The organism is Streptosporangium sp. NPDC001559, from assembly GCF_042893955.1.
Taxonomy (GTDB): Bacteria; Actinomycetota; Actinomycetes; order Streptosporangiales; family Streptosporangiaceae; genus Streptosporangium.
Window position 1 is genome coordinate 283,601 of the sequence record NZ_JBIAVG010000003.1, and the last position, 19,334, is coordinate 302,934.

Genomic DNA, 19,334 nt, shown 5'->3' on the forward strand with positions numbered 1-19,334 from the left:
GCTGCCGGCGCCGAGGGGCGATCCACGGGCCGGTGGGGTGAGGCCCCCGGCCGGTCCGGGCCACTGTCGGGCCAGCGGTCATGGACGGCCCCTCGCCATCACAGGCGATCGAGGTCAGCCGAAGGAGGCACGGAGAAACACGGCCCTAGGCACCGCCAAGGAACACAGGGAAGCCCGCCACCACTTCCCAGGCCCCCGTGTAGGTGTGGCCCGCGGTCAGGCGGCCGCCCAGGGCCTCCACTCGTTCGGACATGCCGACCAGGCCGAATCCGCCGCCGAGGCGGGAGATCCTGGCGTCGGTCGCCGAGCCGTAGTTGCGTACGCGCAGCCACACCCAGTGTGATCCCTGGTGCTGCTCCCTCCTGGGAGGCCCGGGGGGAGATCCGGCGGGGGGCCCGTCGGGAGGGCCGCCGAGCCGTAGGTCGGCCTCGACCCAGCCGGTGCCCGGGGCGTGTCTGCGCACGTTGGTCAGGGCTTCCTGCAGGACCCGGTGGAGGGTGGTCAGCACCTCGGGGGCCATGGTCTGGTCGTTGATGCCCTGGCCGATGTCGAAGGCGACCTGGGGGCCGCCCGCGGAGAACCGTTCGACCAGGGTGCGCATGTCCATGAGCGTGCTGCCGGGGGAGCGGGCGGCCCCGTCCTGGGCGCGCAGCACGCTGACCAGACGGCGCATGGAGGTCAGCGCGTCGGCGCCGGCCCCGGCTATCGCGTCGAGCGCGGGGACGACGGCCTCGGGCTTTTGCTCGGCCACGATCTTGGCGGCCTGGGCCTGGACGACGATTCCGGTGATGTGGTGGGCGACCAGGTCGTGCAGTTCCCTGGCGAGTTCGAGGCGTTCGGCGCGCCGTACCGAGTTGACGGCCTCCTTGCGGCGTTCGAGCTGGAAGCGCAGGTAGGCGCCCACCCCGGCGGCGATCGACCAGCCGACGAAGACGAGGAAGCCGACCGCCAGGGACGGGGTGTCCTCGCGCAGCCGTCCGGCGGCGCTCTCCAGTACGACGACGGACGCGATGGAGAACATCGCGGCCCTGCTGATGGGTTCGATCCAGCGCAGGCCCGCGATGGTGAGGATCAGCAGTGACCCGGTCTCGGCGAAGGAGGGCAGTCCGCTGACGTGGCTGGAGCCGATGATCAGGGTGGTGACGAACGACGCGACGAGCAGGGTGGCGTATCCGCTGATCCTGTGAGTACGGCGCAGCAGCACCGCCAGGACGCCGATGGCGCCGCAGACCGGGCCGAGCCAGACCACGGGGTTGTCGGGCCGGGTGAGCACGACCATCACGTCGAGCAGCAACAGCAGGGTGAGCCAGCCGATCAGAGCGATCTCGCTGAGCCGTTGGATCCAGTAGACGATGCGATGTGTCTCCCCCACGGCCACTGAGCCTAAGACTCTTGGCCAAATCGGACATCAGCCATTCGGTGGAGCGGCGTCACGGGGAACCGGTCCTTCAGCGGAGGCGCCCGCCGGGGTCCGCGGCCGATGCTTGAGGAGTCGAAGGGGGGACGGAGATGACCGTCATCGGAGTCCTGGTACTGATCGTTGGGTTCGTGGTCGCGCTGGCTCTGGCGCTCGCGGACCCGGTCGTGCTCTCGCGGATCAACGGCCAGGGCGGCGAGGGCGCCAGCGGCCGTCACATCGAGGTGCCGCCGGTCGAGGCGGGGGGTGAGGTCGTGTGGCTGCCGGGGCGTCACACGGCCGGCAGCGGGCACCGGGCCGCCTGACGGCGAATCCGCCGGCGGGGGGCCGGCGGGCCTGATGGTGCGCCCGTGGTGGCTCTACCTGGGGGTACGGCCAGGCGGGCCGGTCGTCGGGGGACGGTCCGGCACGCCTGGCCGGGTGGACGCGACATGTGCCCGCCCGGGTGCGAGTAGCGTTGCCCTATGACTGAAGGATTCGAAACTCTGGCCATCCACGCAGGTCAGGAGCCGGACCCGTATACGGGGGCCGTCGTTCCGCCGATCTACGCGGTGTCCACGTACAAGCAGGACGGCGTCGGCGGTCTGCGCGCCGGATACGAGTACAGCCGTTCGGCCAACCCGACCAGGACCGCCCTTGAGGAGGCCGTCGCCGCGGTCGAGGGCGGCGCGCGAGGTCTTGCCTTCGCGTCCGGTCTGGCGGCCGAGGACACGCTGCTGCGCACGGTGTGCAGGCCGAGTGACCACGTTCTCATCCCGAACGACGCCTACGGCGGCACCTACCGGCTGTTCTCCAAGGTGAACCGGCCGTGGGGCCTGCACTACGACCCGGTGGCGCTGGGCGACCTCGACGCGGTCGCCGGCGCCATGACGCCGAAGACCAGGATCGTCTGGGTCGAGACGCCGACGAACCCGCTGCTCGGCATCGCCGACATCGCGGCGCTGGCCGAACTGGCCCACGACAACGGCGCGCTGCTCGTGGTGGACAACACCTTCGCCTCGCCGTACCTGCAGCAGCCGCTGGCGCTCGGCGCGGACGTCGTCGTCCACTCGACCACGAAGTACGTCGGCGGGCACTCCGACGTGGTCGGTGGCGCGCTCGTCACGGCAGACGCCGAACTGGGCGAAAGGCTCGCCTTCCACCAGAACGCCATGGGCGCGGTCGCCGGGCCGTTCGACGCGTGGCTGACGCTGCGCGGGCTCAAGACGCTCGCGGTGCGGATGGAACGGCACTGCGACAACGCCGAGCGGGTCGCCGATCTGCTGCTCGCCCACCCGAGGGTCTCCTCGGTGCTCTATCCCGGTCTGCCGGACCACCCGGGGCACGAGACCGCGGCCAAGCAGATGCGGCGGTTCGGGGGCATGGTCTCGTTCCGGGTCGCGGGGGGCGAGGCGGAGGCGGTCGAGATCTGCAACCGGACCAAGCTCTTCACGCTCGGTGAGTCACTGGGCGGTGTCGAGTCGCTGATCGAGCACCCGGGGCGGATGACACACGCCTCGGCGGCCGGGTCGCCGCTTGAGGTGCCGGCGGACCTGGTCCGCCTGTCCGTCGGCATCGAGTCGGTCGACGACCTGCTCGCCGACCTCAGCCGGGCGCTGGGCTGAGGCCGGGCGCTGGGCTCTGAGGCTGAGCGGCTGGGTTGAGGCCGGGCCGGGCGTGCCCCTTCCGCCCGGCTTCGTGTGCTCTGTCGCCTGCTCCCGTGCGTTCCGGTGAACCGCCCCGGCACGGGAAAAGGGGAATGGCAGTGAATCGGAAACTCCCTGCCGGAAAAGGCGCTTTTCGTGGTGCTCCCGAAAAGATCCTTTCCTGGCTGACGGCCGGGCGGAGGTGATCTCGTGCCCGCCGTCTTCCGGGGCGGCCGTCTCCGCCGTCGTCAGAGGTCTTCGGTCTGCCCTCAGGCGGGGCTGCCCCAGACCATCAGCACCAGGATGACCAGCCAGATCAGGGCGATCACCCCGGAGAAGGCGGCGATCCGGCCGCGCTGGGCCTTCGCGTCGTCGGTCGAGGGCTCGGCGCTGAGCAGTTTGATGGCGGCGGCCTGGTCGCGGTCCACGATGACCAGGAGGACCGCGGCGACGATGAACAGCGTCATGGAGATCGACAGGTACGGCCTGCCGAGGTACTCGCGGCCGAGCAGCAGGCCGGCGATGAAGACGCCGATGGCGCCGATGGCGTAGATCCGGGTGGTCCTGTGCAGGTAGCGCAGGACGTTGAGGTCCCTGGAGCGGATGAACTTCGGTGTGGACATCGTCACCGCGGTGAGCGGTCCGAGCGTGAAGATCGCGAAGCCGATGTGCAGCCAGAGCAGCAGTTGGGTCATGAACCAGACATTAGCCCTCGGTGATCTCGGTCAAGGAAGGCACGCCCTGGGAGGCCGGGCCTGCGGCTCCGCTGGATCGTGAGTGTCCGGGAGCGTGGAGGCCCGCAGGAGAAGTTTGTGGACAGAACATCACAATTTGGATAATCCGCATTTATGGTGATGTGCGATGGTAGATCTTCTTATTAACGCGCTAAGCATCCCATTGAAGTGAGTAGGATCACCGGTGGGTTCGCTCTTGGGCGCTGGGGCCGTCGGCAACGAGATCACGGCCGTGCCGGGCGAGCAGTCAATCAGATCATGCACGACGGCACAAGGGAGTGCCCCCTGTGGGTGTGAGACATGTGGAGCCGTACACCGAGGAGTGGCGCGGTCAGCCGTCCTCCTACGTGAGCCGCGTCGTCGAGGCGCTGGGCGTCCAGGCCACCGGCTGGTGGGCGGGACCCTGCGACCCGAGGGCCGCCACGATCCTGCTGACCGGCGGCGACGCCCTGGTGTGGGACGAGGAGAGCGGCTGGTGCCGGGGCCGCTACGTGTCCGGCGACCGTGAGCGCTGCACCGTCCTGGCCGACCCCCGCTATCTGGGCGGAGGCCTGCTGCCCAGCCCCGAACGGGTTCCCGCCGCGGTCGAGGACGCCCGCGCCGGAGTCGGCAACAGTACGGCCTGGCGGCCCTGCTACCGGTCGTACCGCCACTACCGCGACGGTTTCGACCTCGCGCTCAACCACTACCTCGCCTACGCCGACGCCTGACGGGCCCTTCGAGGAAGGGCTCAGCGCTTTCTGCGGGTCCGCAGGAAGTCGCTGACGACGTACTCGCCGAGCCGGTCGGCGTTCGAGGAGAAGACCCGGCCGCCGTTGCGCCTGGCCACCTCGTTCACGAAGTCCCTCAGCCGCTCGTCGTCGGCGAGCATGAAGACGTTGAGCGTCGCCCTGCGCCGGGTCATCTTGTCCACCTCGGCCAGCGTCAGGTCGAGCGTCTCGCGCGTCGGCGGCCACTCGAAGGCGGCCGAGCCGTTGCGCCGCAGGTGGGCGGTCGGCTCACCGTCGGTGACCACGAGCACGACCGGCTCGAAGTCCGGATGGCGGTCCAGGTGGCGGCCCGCGATCAGCAGCGCGTGGTGCAGGTTGGTGCCCTGGACCATGTCCCATTCGAGCCCGGCCAGCTCGTCGGGCTGCAGGACCCGGGCGTAGTTGGAGAAGCCGATGATCTGCACCGAGTCCTGGGGGAACTTCGAGGTGACCAGCGCCTGCAGGGCCATCGCGGTCTGCTTGGCCGCCGCCCAGGTGCCGCGCAGCGCCATCGAGTAGGACAGGTCGACCAGCAGGCACACCGCGGCCGCGGTGCGCCGCTCGGTCTCGGCCACCTCGAAGTCGTCGACCGACAGGGTCACCGTCCCCGCCGCTCCGCCGCGCCGTACGCCGTTGACGACCGTGCGGACCACGTCGATGGGCTGCTCGTCGCCGAAGCGCCACGGCCGGGTGGAGCCGGTCAACTCCCCGGCGGAGCCCGCGTCCACCTGGTCGTGGTCGCCCCTGCGACCGGAGTCCAGGGAGGCGAAGACGCGGCGTAGGGCGGTCTCGCCGAGGCGGCGCACCGCCTTGGGGGTGAGTTCGAGCTTGCCGCGCTGGCGGCGCAGGTATCCCTGCCGTTCGAGTTCCCGTTCGATCCGCTTGAGCGCGTCCAGGTCGTCGACGGCCGAACGGCCGAGGGCGCGGCGGATCGCCGCCTCGTCGATGTCGTCGAGGCGGGCGCCCGGGTAGTCCTGGCGCAGCGCGGCCTCAAGCTGGGTGAGGTCGGCCAGCTCCTCAAGGGCGCTGACCGCGTCGCCCATCCCCAGGGGATCCTCGCCGGAGAGCCGTTCCGGGGTGTTCCAGGCCAGGTCGGGCCGGCGGGCGTAGAGGGAGTCGCCGAGGCGGCGCATCTGCTCGCCGAGCCCGGCCTGGTCGAGCGTCTGGTCGACCAGGCGGCTGAGCTCCTCGCGCTGGCGGGGGGTGAGCGAGGCCATCAGGCGCTGGGTGGCGGCCGCCCTGCGGGCGAGGAGGTCGACCAGCTCCTCCAGGTTCCGTGGCGCCTCCGGAAACATGTCCCCATATTTCGACATGAAGGCGTCGAAGTCTTCTGGGGTGTGTTCGCCCCGCGCGTCCCGGTCCAGCATGTCGTTCAGCGCCGACATCATCTGCCTGACCCGCTCCATCGCGGCCGGATCGGGGTTGGCCAGCGCCTCGCGCATCCCGCGGAACTGGCTGTCGAGCACCTCCCTGCGCAGCAGGTCGCGCAGTTCCTCGAAGGTCTGACGCGCGGCGGCCGAACGCCAGCGGTAGCCGCTCAGCTCCTGGATCGCGCTGGCCGCGTCGGAGGGCAGGCCGTCCAGCTCCGCCTCACGCAGCCTGGCGTCGTCGGACGGGTCGGGGAACAGCTCCGCCCGCTCCTGGCCGATCGCCTTGTCCAGCAGCGCCCTGGCCCGTTCGAGCGTCCCGTCGAGACGGCCGCGCTCGCGCAGCTCACGCCTGCGCCGCCGTACCTCGCGGAGCAGGTCGTCCAGGCCGCGCCGGTCGCCCGCCCCCGGCAGGCCCTGCTTGAGCAGGTCACGCAGGGCATGGGACGGGTTGGCCCCGGCCAGCACGGAGTCGCCCATCTGGTCGAGCGCCGAACGCACGTCGTACGGCGGCGCGAGCGGGTCGGGCCCTTCCCGGTACTCGCCATAGCGATAGCTCATCGAACGCCCTCCAACACGCGCCGCCGGGCCTCAGGTGCGGTAGACCGTCGTGCCGTCAACCTCGTCCTTGGACAGACGCCGCAGGAGATACAGGCCCTCAAGGGCGAACTCAAGGGCCGCTGCGGCGTGCCCGGGGGACTCGTCGCCGATGCCGAGCCCCGACATGATCTTGGCGAGTCCCGGCACGGGGCCGATCCCGCGCAGCAGGTCCGCGGCGGGGACCATGGCCCCCGACTCGACCTGGGTGCCCTCGGAGAACCGTTCGAGCAGCGGGGCCAGGTCAAGGCCGCCGATGGTGCCGCGGAAGGTCTCCGCGACGGCCCTGCGCAGCAGGTGGGACAGGACCTCGGTCTCCCGGCCCTCCTCGCTGACCTCGAACTCCACCTTGCCCCGCAGGGTGTGCACGATGCCAGGCAGGTCGGCGACCCGGGTCACCGCGCGCTCCTCGCCGGTCAGCGCCGCCCGCCGTACGGCTGAGGCGGCGGCGGTCTCGGCGGCGGCGATGGAGAAGCGGGCCGAGACCCCGGAGCGCGCGTCGACCGCGGTCGACTCACGGACCAGGCGGGTGAAGCGGGCGATCACCTCGACCAGGTGGTCGGGCAGGTCGGCGCCCACCTGGTCGAGCGCGGCCTCCTGGCGGATGAGCCGGAGCTCGGTCTCGACGGACAGGGGGTAGTGGGTGCGGATCTCGGCGCCGAAGCGGTCCTTCAGCGGGGTGATGATCCGGCCCCGGTTGGTGTAGTCCTCCGGGTTGGCGCTGGCGATCAGCAGGATGTCCAGCGGCAGGCGCAGGTTGTATCCCCTGACCTGGATGTCGCGCTCCTCAAGCACGTTGAGCAGCGAGACCTGGATCCGCTCCGCCAGGTCGGGCAGCTCGTTGACCGAGAAGACACCCCGGTTGCTGCGGGGGACCAGGCCGTAGTGGACGGTCTCCGGGTCGCCGAGTGTGCGCCCCTCGGCGATCTTGATGGGGTCGATGTCACCGATCAGGTCGCCGACGGAGGTGTCCGGGGTGGCGAGCTTCTCGCCGTAACGCTCGTCCCTGTGCCGCCAGGAGACCGGAAGCTCCTCGCCCGCCTCGTCGGCGAGCCTGCGGCAGCGGGCGCAGGAGGGCGCGTAGGGGTGGTCGTTGATCTCACAGCCGTCGACGACCGGCGTCCACTCGTCGAGGAGACCGGTCACCGTGCGGATGAGCCGGGTCTTGCCCTGCCCCCGCTCGCCGAGCAGGACCAGGTCGTGCCCGGCCAGCAGGGCTGTCTCCAGGTGTGGCAGGACGGTCTCGTCGAAACCCACGATGCCGGGGAACCTCGGCTGCCCGGCCCGTAGCCGGGCCAGAAGGTTCTCGCGGATCTCGGCCTTTACCGTGCGGTGGACATGGCCGCTCTCGCGAAGATCGCGCAGAGTACGTGGCTCTGGGATTTGAGGCACGAGATTGAGCCTACGTCCCCGAAGCCGAAACCGGGACTGTTATCCCGCTTTCGGATCTTGGACATCGTGTGCCGTCCGGTGCGCGTGCATGTCCTCACAGTGGGGAGAATCGCTGCAAGGCAAGGCTTCGGACAAGAAGGGGAGGTGAGACGAGTGGCGCTGTTGACGAGCTGCTTCTCCGACGGTCTCGCCGTGGGCTCCGACCTGGTCATGGCGGCGGAGACCGCCGTGCGCCAGGCCATCTCCGGCCTGACCGGGCCGCCTCACCTGGTCTGTTTCTTCATCTGCGGCGACGACCCCGACGAGGTCGCCCAGGCGGGGCTGCGCGTCATGCGGATGACACCGGAGGCGGCGGTGATCGGCTGCAGCGCGACGGGCGTGATCGGCGACGGGCGGGGCGTGGAGGTCACCCCCGCGGTGAGCGCCTGGGCCGCGACCCTCGACGGAGCCCGGCTGACGACCTTCGCCCTGGACACCCTCAGGGCCGATGACCGTTTCGTGGTCGTCGGCCTGCCGGAACCCCAGGCCGACGACCACGCGGCCATCCTGTTCGCCGACCCCTACAGCTTTCCGACCGACGGCTTCGTCGAACGCTCCGACGAGGTTCTCGGCGACCTGCCGTTGATCGGCGGCCTGGCCAACGCGCTCAGGGGAAGGGGGGCCGTACGGCTGTTCGCCGACGGCGAGGTCTACACCGAGGGAGCGGTCGGCGTTCTGCTCGGCGGAGCCGTCGAGGTCAGGACCGTGGTCAGCCAGGGCTGCCGTCCGATCGGCCCGACGATGGCCGTCACCGGGGTCGAGGACAACCTCCTGCTCGAACTCGCGGGCCAGCCCGCCCTCGCCAGGCTTGAGGAGGTGGTCAGCGCGCTTGACGAGGACGAACGGGAGCTGGTCGCCTCAGGACTGCAGATCGGCGTCGCCATGGACGAGTACGCCGAACGACACGAGCACGGCGACTTCCTCATCCGGGGGGTGCTCGGCATCGACCCGGAACGGGAGGCCGTCGCCATCGGGGACGTCGTCGAGATCGGCCGTACGGTGCGCTTCCAGGTGCGTGACGCCGCGACCGCCGATGAGGACCTCTACGAGCTGCTCGACGCCCACCGTGAGGAGTTCGGCGGGGTGGACGGCGCGCTGCTGTTCTCCTGCAACGGCAGGGGGTCGGCCATGTTCGGCAGCGCCGACCACGACGCCGTCGCGGTCAGGGAGACCCTCGGCCCGATCGGCGTCGCCGGGTTCTTCGCCGCGGGTGAGGTCGGCCCCGTCGGGGGCCACAACCACGTGCACGGTTTCACCGCCTCCGTCCTGGTCTTCTCCTCACGCCCCGGCGGCGACAGACCGTATGATCGCTAGATGTCCGGATCGGTGCTCGCCGTCGACATCGGCGGGACGAAGTTCGCCGTCGCCCTGGTCGGCAGTGAGGGAGAGGTCCTCAGGGCCCGCAGGACGGCGACACCCCCGGGTGGCGACGCCCAGACGCTGTGGAGGACGCTCGACTCCCTGATCGACGCGCTGCTCACGGAACCGGCCGAGGTCGTGGGCGTCGGGGTCGGCTGCGGCGGTCCGATGAGCTGGCCGGAGGGCGAGGTCTCACCGATCAACATGCCCGGCTGGCGTGACTTCCCGCTCAGGGCGCGGCTGGCGGAGCGCTTCCCCGGCGTGCCGGTGCGCGTGCACAACGACGCCGTCTGCCTGGCCGTCGCGGAACACTGGCGGGGTGCGGGCCGGGGCAGCGCCAACATGCTCGGCATGGTCGTCTCGACGGGGGTGGGCGGCGGGCTCGTCCTGGACGGCCGGTTGATCAACGGTGGCAGCGGCAACGCCGGGCACGTCGGGCATGTCGTGGTCGAACCCGGCGGGCCGGTCTGCGGGTGCGGGGCCAGGGGCTGCCTTGAGGCCGTCGCGCGGGGCCCGGCCCTGGCCGCCTGGGCGCTGGGACGCGGCTGGCAGCCGGGCGCCGCCGTACGGGAGATGCCCGCTCCGGGGGAGGCCGTGCCGTACGTGGAGGCGGCGACGGCGAGCGGGCGGCAGCTCGCCCTGGACGCCGCGGCGGGCGACCGGCTGGCGCTGGCCGCGATGGAACGGGCGGGACGGGCCCTCGGTCTGGCCGTCGCCGCCGCCGTCAACCTCTGCGACCTCGACCTCGTCACCGTCGGCGGCGGCCTCTCCCAGGCCGGGCGCCTGCTGTTCGACCCGCTTGAGGCCGCGCTCGGCGAGCACACCCGGATGGGCTTCGCCCGTCGCGCCAGGGTGGTGCCCGCCGCCCTCGGCCAGGACGCGGGCCTGGTGGGCGCCGCCGCCCTCATCCTCGCCGCCTCCCACTACTGGCCCCGCTAACCGACCTTGAGCTGCTCGTCTCCGAAGTCGGCGATCAACCTGAGCGTCCCGCCGAGTGCGGCGACATACCGATCCAGAACCTCGCGCGTTGAAACGTCGCCTTTCTCGATCTGGGACACTCTGCCCACCGAGATCCCCATGCTCTCTGCGACGTCGTTCTGGGTGAGTCCACGTCGTCTGCGCATGTCGGCCAGACGCCATGCCTGAGCTTCGTCGCACATGTGCTGGACCTCGGCCTCGAACCGGTCGGGCCCGCCTGCGGTCTCGACCGCGCGCTCCAGATGGCCGCTATCCCGCCACCGACGATGGCTGCTCATCGCGTCACCTCCTTCTGCCGATCCACCAGGTAGGTCTCGTACAAACGCTCAGCGCGCGGGATCGCCGTTCGGTACCAGCGTTCCCAGCTAGCAGCCTTGTCTCCCGCGACCAGCAGAATCGCTGCCCGCCACGGATCTAAGCCGAACAGTCATGTTAGAGATCTTGGATCCTGTGATGCTGTCGACCAGTGGTCGTCCCTCGGCTGGGCCGTTGCGTTCCAGGATGAGAATGGCCTGATCGACCAGTTTGTGCGACTGCCGATCGGTCTTGTAGAGGGTGTCGAGAAACTCTTCCACCTCGTCGGTCAAGAAGATCTCCCGGTCGTTCACGGCACCCCCGGGCTTGGCTGAAGTTTAGAATATTCTAAACTTTTCGGCTATGCCTCGGAGGGAAAACAAGGGTCTGACGTGGTGCTCGCCGCGCTGGCGGGTCGTCACCTTTTCGCGTGGCCGAACGCGGGGGACGGTTGCGACGGTTGTGTCCCCGGTACGGCGGGGCCGTACCGGGGAAGGGGGTCAGGGGGTCTTCCAGAGCCTGACCTCGGGGTTCTTCGGGGAGGGGCGGTTGAGCAGGGGGGAGGGGACACCGCGCAGGTGCAGGTCGAAGAAGGCCCGCACGTAGGAACGGGTGATCGGCACCGCCCTGGCGGAGGGGAGCGCGCCCGGCGGCATGCCGAGCTGCTCGCTCAGCACCGGGTAGTCGGTGAACGACTCGTGCTCGGCGCCGGTGACCGTCGCCCAGCGCTTCCAGCCGGTCAGCCGGGGCCAGTTGTCCCGCCAGGACGTCTCCTCGTCGGGACCGCCCGGCAGGAACGACCCCTCGGTGCCGAACAGCATGAACGGCCTGGCCAGGCCGCTCGCCGGGAGCGGGACGATGAACGAGCCGTCCATGACGAGGCCGGCGTCGATCCTGGGGTCGTCGACCATGGCCTGGGCCGCGCTGTTGCCGCCGATGGAGTGGCCCGCCATGCCGATCCTCGACGCGTCGATCAGGCCGGGCGGCCCCCACACGGGATGAGCGCCGGTCAGCCTGCCGATGAGGAAGGACACGTCGGCCGAGCGGATCGTCGGGACGAGGCCGGGGGAGTCCTCGATCTCGCAGGCCGCGCAGGTGACGGTGGTGCCGTCGGGCAGGGTGGTCGCCGTCGCCTCGTACGGGTGCCCGACCGTGGCGACCGCGTAGCCCCGGCTGGCCAGCTCCTCACTGAGCGTGGTGAGCGAGGAGCGCGGCAGGCCGAACCCCGGTGAGAGGACCACCAGGGGCAGCCCGGAGCGCAACGGCCGCGCCCCGGTCCTGGCGTTCGTCCTGATCCTGTTCAGCAGGTCCGGCGGGGCGCCCTCGACGCCCTGCCCGGCCAGCAGCAGCGCCGACTCCGCAGGGGTCACGTACCGCGTCCTGACGCCGGTCTTGGCGCGGGCCGGGTAGCGGAGCGTGACCATCAGCTCGCGCCGCCGCTCCGGTTCCCACGGGTCGGCGCGGGAGGAGTCGACCAGGTGCAGGTCGACGGCGCCGACCGGGTGGGGGCCCGTCGGCTTCGGCAGGACGGGGGCCGTGAACCGGGCGGCGCTCACGGACGCGGGAGCGGAGGAGGGAGCGGCGTGGGCAGGGGCGGCGACCACGGCCAGAACGACGCAGGCCGCCAGCCCTCTCACGAGAACTTTGATCATTCGACGAACCTAATTCCGGCTTTTCCCGCGGGCGTGGGGCCGCACGCCAAAGGTTGCCGGTCCCGCGTCGTCCCCGGCGCCAAAGCGGTGTCGTCAACTTTGCGTCCACGGCCAAAAGGTTCGTGGCACCGTGTCGTGCATAGTGAAGCCATGGATCTTGAACTGGTAAAACGCGAGGTGGCGGCCCTGGTCGGGCCCGACGCCCCGGGGCTCGCGGTCGGCGTCTACGCCGACGGCAAAGCTCTGCTCACCACCGCCCAGGGGATGGCCTGCGTCGAGTTCGGCGTCCCGATCGACGCCCACACCCGCTTCGACATCGCCTCGGTCAGCAAGCAGTTCACCGCCGCGTGCGTCATGCTGCTGGCCAGGGACGGCAGGCTCAGCCTCGACGACGACATCAGGAAGCACATCCCGGGCCTGGCGCTGACCGTACCCGTCACACTGCGGCAGTGCCTGCAGCACACCGGCGGGCTGCCCGAGTGGTACACGCTGCAGGCGTTCACCGGGACGCCGTTCACCGCGCTGACCGAGGAACGGCTGCTCGACGAGGTCCGGGGGATCCGGCACACGGCCTTCCCGCCCGGGACCGACTTCAGCTACTCCAACACCGGCTACGTCCTGGCCGCCGTGGTGGTCCGCACGGTGACCGGGCAGTCGATCGCCGAGTTCGCCCGCGAGCGGATCTTCGGTCCGCTCGGCATGGACGACACCCTGTTCAGGGACGACACCACACTGCCGCTGCCCAGGCTGGCGTACGGCTACGGCAACGCGGACGGCGAGCCGAAGCGGGCCGACACCCTGGAGAGCGCGGTCGGCGACGGCGGAGTGGTGACCAGCGTGGCCGACCTGGCCCCCTGGTTCGGCTTCCTGGCCGACGGGCGGGTCCTGGGCGACGACCTGCGGCGGCAGCTGCTCGAACCGACCGTGCTGGCCGACGGCACCCCCCTGCGCTACGCCAGCGGCATCTACCACACACCGATGGCGGGCAGCGCGGGCTACGGGCACGCGGGAGGCGTCCCCGGCTACCTGTCGAACCTGCTGTACCTGCCCGAGGCCGGCTTCGGTGTCGCCGTGCTGTCCAACCAGACGGCGGTCGACCCGGTCAGGCTGAGCGAACGCCTGGCCAGGACGCTGCTGGGCGAGGCGCCCGGGGAACCCTTCGAACCGGCGGAGACGGTGGACCCGGCGGTCGAGGTGCCGGCCGGGTACTGGCACGACCCGGTGGGAGACGCCTTCCTCACGCTCGAAGCCGCGGAGAACGGCCGGGTCAGGCTCGACAGGAGCGGTGACGTCGCCGAGTTCGCCCTCGCCAAGGACGGCCGCTGGTACGGCCTCGGCGACGCGGACGGGCTCTGGCTTGAGCGCCGGGACGGCGGGCTGGCGCTGGACAGCGGTCTGGGGGCCCGGCGTCCGATCGCCTACCGGCCGTGCGAGGCGCCGGGCACCGAGCCCATGCCCGGCGGGACCTACCACAGCGAGGAGCTGGACGTCCGCGTCACGGTCAGGGACGGCGTGCTGCGCGCCGGACGTGAGCTGCGGCTTCCCGTCGAACCCGCCCCGGCGGGGGTGTGGGGGGCGGGGCCGTTCACGCTGCGGCCCGACGGAGGCGACCTGCTGATCAGTGGGGGCGGCCTGCGCCGGATGCGCTTCACGGGCGAGCCCGGAGGCGACCTCCATGGATGAGCCCGGAGACGGTCTTCCCGGGTGAAGTCCGGAGACGGCCTTCCCGGCCAGCCCGAGACGGCTTTCCGGGGTGGCCCGGGAGCGCTGGAGGGCGGGGCCGAAGCGGGGGAGCGGGGGCCCATGTTGGCCTGCAGCACGAGGGCGGGACCGAGGGTTTTGGCTGCGGGGTCAGTGAACGAGGGCCGGACGGCTTCTAGCGTCCCACTATCCCGCTCCCCTCCCGAGGTGGTCACCATGAAAACGCCGACCATCAGGGCCGCCGTGGTCGCCCTGCTCCTCCTTCCCGTCGCGGCCTGTGCGGGCTCCCCGCAGAAGGGCGCGACCGGCGCCGACCGCGACACCCTGGTCTGGGCGTCCTCCGCGGCACCGAACAGCCTGGACATCGCGCACGGCTTCAACAACGCCTCGACCACCATCCAGCTCGCGGTGCTGGACACCATGGTCACCCTCGACGCCAAGGGGGCGCCCGCCCCGGGACTGGCCACGTCGTGGACCCAGCCGACGCCGGACAGCTACGAGTTCACCCTGCGCAAGGCCGTGACCTTCACCGACGGCTCCCCGCTGACCGCCGACGACGCCGCCTACTCCCTGAGCCGTCACCTGGACCCGGCCGTCGCCTCCCAGGCGGCCAGCTACTTCACCACCGTCAAGAAGGCCGAGGCCGTCGGAACCGACAAGGTCAGGGTCACCCTGGCCCGCCCCAACCCGGCCTTCCTGTCGGTGGCGGCCATCGCCTGGCAGGTCGTGCCGCGCAAGCTGGCCGAGGCGCACCCCAGGGACCTGGGCAGTCCCGAGGTCGGCACGATCGGCACTGGCCCCTTCAAGGTCGTGAAGTTCTCCCTCACCTCGGGCACCGTGCTGGAGCGCAACGAGTCCTACTGGGGGCCGAAGCCCGCGCTGCGCCGGGTCGAGATCAAATCCATCTCCGACGCCGAGACGCTCAGGATGGCCGTCAGGTCGGGGGAGGTCGACGCCACCGACGGTCTCAACGCCCGTGACGCCCGCAAGTGGACGAACCTCCCCGGTGTCACCACGAGCTTCTATCCCGGCAACAACATCGCCTACCTGTCGCTGGCCGTCGGCAACGGCCCGCTCAAGGACGTCCACGTACGGCGGGCCATCGCGCACGCCGTGGACCGCCAGGCCCTGACCACCCTGATGACCGGGGGGCACGGCACCACGGCGAGGGCGATGCTGCCGATGCCGCAGATGACCGCCCTCTACGGCGACGACACGCCGAAGTTCCCCGACCACCCGTTCGACCTGGCCGCGGCCAAGGCCGAACTGGCCAAGTCGGCCTACCCGGACGGGTTCACGATGGCGGTGCCGTACTCCTCGGGGTCGGACGGCGCGACCGTCATGCAGGCCGTCTCCGCCGACCTCGCGAAGATCGGCATCAAGCTGACCATGGAGCCGAGCCCCGGTGACAGGTACATCGCCATGCTGATGGACCACAAGGGACTCGGCGTGCAGTACGTCAACCTCTCCTACGGCACCCCGGAGCCGATCGAGGTCCTGCCCGACATGGTCGGCCGCGCCGCCGCCAAGCCGCAGGGCTTCAACTTCTCCGGGTACGGCTCCGCCGAACTGGACGCCCGGCTCGACGCCCTGAGCGAGGCCACCGGTCAGGAGCGCCAGGACCAGGTGACCGCCCTGCTCACCGAGATCGGGGAGCAGGTGCCGTACGTCCCCCTGTTCCACATGGACAACGGCATCGCGCTGCGCGACGGGTTCACCGCGACGGGACTGAGCGTCTGGAACCCCAACTTCTTCGTCGTCATCCGCCCGGCGGGCAAGTGACATGGCCGTCCTCACTCTCGTCGCCCGCCGCCTGGCCGCCGCGCTGGTCCTGCTCGGCGCGCTCTCGGTGATCACCTACGGGCTGCTCGTCGCCTCACCCGGCGGTCCCGAACAGGTGCTGCTGGGCACCCGCCCCTCGACGCCGGAGACCAGGGCGGCGATCAGGGCCGAGTACCACCTCGACGACCCGTTCCCGCTGCGCTACGCCCGCTGGCTCGGCGACGCCGTACACGGTGACTTCGGCGTCTCCATCTACTCCAGGGAGCCGGTCGCCGACGTCATCGCCGACCGGCTGCCGGTCACCGCGGGCCTGGCGGGCTACGCCCTGCTGATCACCTTCGCCGTCGGCGTCCCCGTCGGGCTGGTGGCCGCGATGGGCCGGGGCGGTCTCCTCGACCAGGGCATCACCCTCGGCTCCCTGGTCCTGCTGGCCGTACCGCCGTTCGCGATGAGCATCCTGCTGCTGTACGGCTTCGCGGTCACCCTCGGCTGGTTCCCCGTCTTCGGCGCGGGCGAGACGTTCGCCGAACGCGTCACCCACCTGACGCTGCCCGCGCTCGCCCTGGCCGCGGCGCAGGGAGCCATGGTGGTACGGCAGATGCGGGCGGCGGCGCTCGACCTGGCCGGGCAGGACTTCCTGACCTTCGCCAGAGCACGGGGGCTGCCGCGCGCGCGTGTCTGGATCGGCTACGCGCTGCGCAACGCGGCCCTGCCCGTGCTGACCGTCGGCGGACTGCTGCTGGCGGCGAACCTGACCGGCGCCCTCTTCGTCGAACAGGCCTTCGGCCTGCACGGGCTCGGCGCCCTGCTCATCGCCGCCGTCAGCCAGAAGGACATCCCCGTGGTGCAGGCGCTCGTCCTGTTCAGCGGCGCGATCGTGGTCGTGGTCAACCTGCTGATCGACCTGGCCTACCTCGTGGTCGACCCCCGGGTACGGCACGGCGCGGTGGCGCTGTGAGGGGCGTGCTGGCCGGGGTGCTCGGCCTGGCGATCCTCGTCGGGCTGTTCGGCTCCCACCTGGCTCCCTACGACCCGGCGACGCAGGACCTGGCGCTCGGCGCGGCCGGTCCGGACGCGGCCCACTGGCTCGGTACCGACGACCTGGGCAGGGACGTGCTGTCCCGCCTCCTGACCGGGGCCGGGTCCGCGCTGCTGTGGCCCGTCCTCGTCGCGCTCGGCACGACCACGCTGAGCACCTTGCTCGGCCTGTTCGCCGGGTACCGGCTCGGCTGGATCGACGCGCTGATGATGCGGACCGTGGACCTGGCCATCGCGATGCCCGGAATGCTGGTGCTGATCGTGCTGGTCGGTGTGCTCGGCGGCGGGTACGGCTGGTCCGTGCTGGCCATGGCCGTACTGTTCACACCGGGCGACATCCGGGTGATCCGCAGCCTGACGCTCGCCCAGCGCGACCTGGCCTACGCCGAGGCGGCCAGGACCCTGGGGCTGCCGCCCCGGCGGGTCATGTTCCGCCACCTGCTGCCCAATCTCGCCCCCACGGTCGTCTCCAACGCCCTGCTGAGCTTCGTGGCCGCCCTGGTCTCGCTGGCCGGGCTCTCCTTCCTGGGCATCGGCCTGCCCGCGGGCACCCCCGACTGGGGGCTGATGGTCGAGGAGAACCGGGACCTGCTCGACCTCAACCCCTGGGCCTCCGTCGCCCCGGTCGTCCTGATCACCCTGATCGCGACCTCGGCCACCCTGCTGGGCGACCGGCTGTTCGACACCCTCTCCAAGGGAGGCGCCCGATGACCCTCCTCGACGTCACCGGCCTGACCGTCACCGGCCGTCACCTGGTCGTGGACGGCGTCGACCTGACCGTCTCCGCGGGGGAGACCGTCGGGCTGGTCGGCGAGTCGGGCAGCGGCAAGTCGCTGACCGCCAGGGCCGTGGCGGGACTGCTGCCCAAGGGCATGACCGCGACCGGCTCGGTCACCCTGTCCGGCCTGCAACTGCTCGGCGCCCGTGAACGCGTGCTGCGGTCGGTGCGCGGCAGCCGGGTCGCACTGCTCATGCAGGACCCCTTCGCCATGCTCAACCCGCTGATCACGGCCGGCGCCCACATCGCCGAGTCGCTGCCCAGGACCGGGGCGGCGCGCCGGAACCGTGCCCAGCGCGGGGAGGAGGTGACGCGGCGGCTGGCGGAGGTGGGCATCGACGACCCCTCGGTCGCGGGACGCTACCCCTTCCAGCTCTCCGGGGGCATGCGGCAGCGGATCGCCCTCGCCGCGGCCCTGGCCGGCGACCCCGAGCTGCTCATCGCCGACGAGCCCACGACCGCGCTCGACGCGACCACCCAGCACGAGATCCTCATGCTGCTGCGCGAGGTCCAGCGGGCGCGCGGGATGGGGGTGCTGCTGATCACCCACGACCTGCGGGTGGCCTTCGAGATGTGCGACCGGGTCGCGGTCATGTACGCGGGCCGGATCGTCGAGAGCGGGCCGGGCTTCGACGTGGCCAAGGTACCCGCCCACCCCTACACGTCCGGGCTGCTGGCGGCGCTGCCCTCGGTGAGCGTGACGCTGCCCAGGCTTGAGGGCATCCCGGGCGCCGTGCCGTCCGCGGGGGACGTCACCGGGACGTGCGCCTTCGCCGACCGCTGCTTCCAGGCCGAATCCGGGTGCGGGCACGCCCGCCCGCCGCTGCGCGAGGTCACCCCGGGCAGGAGCACCGCCTGCCTGTACGAGGTGCGCCCCCGCCCCCGGCCCCATGCCGGGTCCCATGTCGGGCCACAGCCCGCCGCGCTCCGCGAGACCCCGGCGGGCGGCCCGCTGCTCACCATCGACGACCTGCGCAAACGGTACGGCGGGCACACCGCCCTCGGCGGTGTCTCGCTGACCGTCATGGAGGGCGAGAGCGTCGGCGTCGTCGGCGAGTCGGGGTCGGGCAAGACCACCCTGGCCCGGTGCGTCCTGGGCCTGTCCACCCCGGACGGAGGCCGCGTGGAACTGGCCGGGCTCGACCTGACCCGGCGCGGGCGGCGGGGAGACCGGGCGCACCGGCTGGTGCAGTGCGTCTTCCAGGACCCCTCGACCTCGCTCAACCCCTCGCTGACCGTGGGTTCGACGCTCGCCGAGGCCGCCGCCCAGGGATCACGCGAGGGACGGCTCTCCGTTCCCGAACTGCTCGACCTGGTCGGCCTGCCCGCCTCCTACGCCGAGCGCCGCCCCAGGGCGCTGTCCGGCGGCGAACGGCAACGTGTGGCCATCGCCAGGGCCCTGGCCGTACGGCCCGCCCTGCTGATCTGCGACGAGCCGGTCGCCTCGCTGGACGTCTCGGTCCAGGCCCACGTGCTGGAACTGCTGCGCACGGTGGGCCGCGACCTGGGCACCAGCCTGCTGTTCATCACCCACGACCTGGCCGTGGTCAGACAGATCACCGACAGGACCGTGGTCCTGTTCAAGGGAGAGGTGGTCGAGGAGGGCCGAACCCCCCAGATCCTGGACGTCCCCACCCACCCCTACACCCGGAAACTCCTGGCCTCGGTCCCCCCAACCCCCTAGGCCCCGTTCCGGCCCTCCCAGCCTCGCGCGTGAGGAGTTCGATCTTTGCCTTACCGGTGCCGTGCGTGAGGAGTGTCGGCTTGGGCGCGTCGGTGCTTGGACTGAGGAACGCAGGAGCGAAGCGACGGAGTGACGAGGGAAAGCACCG

17 protein-coding genes are annotated in these 19,334 nt (G+C 71.3%); 10 read left to right on the forward strand and 7 right to left on the reverse strand.

Annotation, left to right across the window (positions count from 1 at the left end):
• Positions 1–145: 145 nt before the first annotated feature.
• On the reverse strand, positions 146–1,372 hold the full coding sequence (locus tag ACFYY8_RS08385; RefSeq protein ID WP_390038506.1) for a sensor histidine kinase: 1,227 nt from the start codon (positions 1,370–1,372) through the stop codon (positions 146–148).
• A gap of 137 nt (positions 1,373–1,509) precedes the next feature.
• On the opposite strand from ACFYY8_RS08385, the gene ACFYY8_RS08390 reads away from it, so the two are divergent.
• Positions 1,510–1,722, forward strand: a complete 213-nt coding sequence (locus tag ACFYY8_RS08390; protein WP_390038508.1) for a hypothetical protein — start codon at positions 1,510–1,512, stop codon at positions 1,720–1,722.
• A 159-nt stretch (positions 1,723–1,881) separates the two neighbouring features.
• Positions 1,882–3,021: a cystathionine gamma-synthase gene (locus ACFYY8_RS08395; RefSeq protein WP_390038510.1), complete on the forward strand. Its 1,140-nt coding sequence runs from the start codon at positions 1,882–1,884 to the stop codon at positions 3,019–3,021.
• A 290-nt stretch (positions 3,022–3,311) separates the two neighbouring features.
• Here the strand turns inward: ACFYY8_RS08395 and ACFYY8_RS08400 are convergent, their stop codons facing one another.
• Positions 3,312–3,737: a hypothetical protein gene (locus tag ACFYY8_RS08400; protein WP_390038512.1), complete on the reverse strand. Its 426-nt coding sequence runs from the start codon at positions 3,735–3,737 to the stop codon at positions 3,312–3,314.
• Between the two features lie 326 nt (positions 3,738–4,063).
• Here ACFYY8_RS08400 and ACFYY8_RS08405 point away from each other — a divergent pair, with 326 nt between their 5' ends.
• The gene (locus tag ACFYY8_RS08405; protein ID WP_390038514.1) at positions 4,064–4,486 is read left to right on the forward strand and encodes a DUF6292 family protein; all 423 of its coding nucleotides are present in this window, start codon (positions 4,064–4,066) and stop codon (positions 4,484–4,486) included.
• Between the two features lie 20 nt (positions 4,487–4,506).
• Here the strand turns inward: ACFYY8_RS08405 and ACFYY8_RS08410 are convergent, their stop codons facing one another.
• Both ACFYY8_RS08410 and ACFYY8_RS08415 read right to left on the reverse strand, forming a co-directional pair.
• On the reverse strand, positions 4,507–6,453 hold the full coding sequence (locus tag ACFYY8_RS08410) for a VWA domain-containing protein (RefSeq protein WP_390038516.1): 1,947 nt from the start codon (positions 6,451–6,453) through the stop codon (positions 4,507–4,509).
• Between the two features lie 30 nt (positions 6,454–6,483).
• Positions 6,484–7,881: a sigma 54-interacting transcriptional regulator gene (locus ACFYY8_RS08415; RefSeq protein WP_390038518.1), complete on the reverse strand. Its 1,398-nt coding sequence runs from the start codon at positions 7,879–7,881 to the stop codon at positions 6,484–6,486.
• A 210-nt stretch (positions 7,882–8,091) separates the two neighbouring features.
• Between ACFYY8_RS08415 and ACFYY8_RS08420 the strand changes: the two genes are divergently transcribed.
• Positions 8,092–9,234: an FIST N-terminal domain-containing protein gene (locus tag ACFYY8_RS08420; protein ID WP_390039057.1), complete on the forward strand. Its 1,143-nt coding sequence runs from the start codon at positions 8,092–8,094 to the stop codon at positions 9,232–9,234.
• A complete protein-coding gene (locus ACFYY8_RS08425; RefSeq protein ID WP_390038520.1) occupies positions 9,235–10,218 on the forward strand; it encodes an ROK family protein in 984 nt (327 codons plus the stop codon). It abuts the gene before it with no gap.
• Here the strand turns inward: ACFYY8_RS08425 and ACFYY8_RS08430 are convergent.
• From ACFYY8_RS08430 to ACFYY8_RS08440, 3 genes are all read right to left on the reverse strand, one after another.
• Positions 10,215–10,535, reverse strand: a complete 321-nt coding sequence (locus ACFYY8_RS08430) for a helix-turn-helix domain-containing protein (protein ID WP_390038522.1) — start codon at positions 10,533–10,535, stop codon at positions 10,215–10,217. The genes ACFYY8_RS08425 and ACFYY8_RS08430 overlap by 4 nt on opposite strands.
• Before the next feature lie 87 nt (positions 10,536–10,622).
• Complete coding sequence (locus ACFYY8_RS08435; RefSeq protein WP_390038524.1) at positions 10,623–10,865, reverse strand: hypothetical protein; 243 nt, start codon at positions 10,863–10,865, stop codon at positions 10,623–10,625.
• A gap of 186 nt (positions 10,866–11,051) precedes the next feature.
• Positions 11,052–12,203: an alpha/beta hydrolase family protein gene (locus tag ACFYY8_RS08440; RefSeq protein ID WP_390038526.1), complete on the reverse strand. Its 1,152-nt coding sequence runs from the start codon at positions 12,201–12,203 to the stop codon at positions 11,052–11,054.
• Positions 12,204–12,353: 150 nt separating this feature from the next.
• Between ACFYY8_RS08440 and ACFYY8_RS08445 the strand changes: the two genes are divergently transcribed.
• The 5 genes from ACFYY8_RS08445 (at position 12,354) to ACFYY8_RS08465 (ending at position 19,186) form a co-directional block, all read left to right on the forward strand.
• The gene (locus ACFYY8_RS08445) at positions 12,354–13,886 is read left to right on the forward strand and encodes a serine hydrolase domain-containing protein (protein WP_390038528.1); all 1,533 of its coding nucleotides are present in this window, start codon (positions 12,354–12,356) and stop codon (positions 13,884–13,886) included.
• Positions 13,887–14,120: 234 nt separating this feature from the next.
• On the forward strand, positions 14,121–15,686 hold the full coding sequence (locus ACFYY8_RS08450) for an ABC transporter substrate-binding protein (RefSeq protein WP_390038530.1): 1,566 nt from the start codon (positions 14,121–14,123) through the stop codon (positions 15,684–15,686).
• 1 nt (position 15,687) lies between these two features.
• Complete coding sequence (locus tag ACFYY8_RS08455) at positions 15,688–16,644, forward strand: ABC transporter permease (protein ID WP_362776726.1); 957 nt, start codon at positions 15,688–15,690, stop codon at positions 16,642–16,644.
• A complete protein-coding gene (locus ACFYY8_RS08460) occupies positions 16,641–17,435 on the forward strand; it encodes an ABC transporter permease (RefSeq protein WP_390038532.1) in 795 nt (264 codons plus the stop codon). The genes ACFYY8_RS08455 and ACFYY8_RS08460 overlap by 4 nt, the downstream gene beginning before the upstream one ends.
• Positions 17,432–19,186, forward strand: coding sequence for a dipeptide ABC transporter ATP-binding protein (locus ACFYY8_RS08465; RefSeq protein WP_390038534.1), 1,755 nt, complete (start codon positions 17,432–17,434; stop codon positions 19,184–19,186). The genes ACFYY8_RS08460 and ACFYY8_RS08465 overlap by 4 nt, the downstream gene beginning before the upstream one ends.
• Positions 19,187–19,334: the final 148 nt, after the last annotated feature.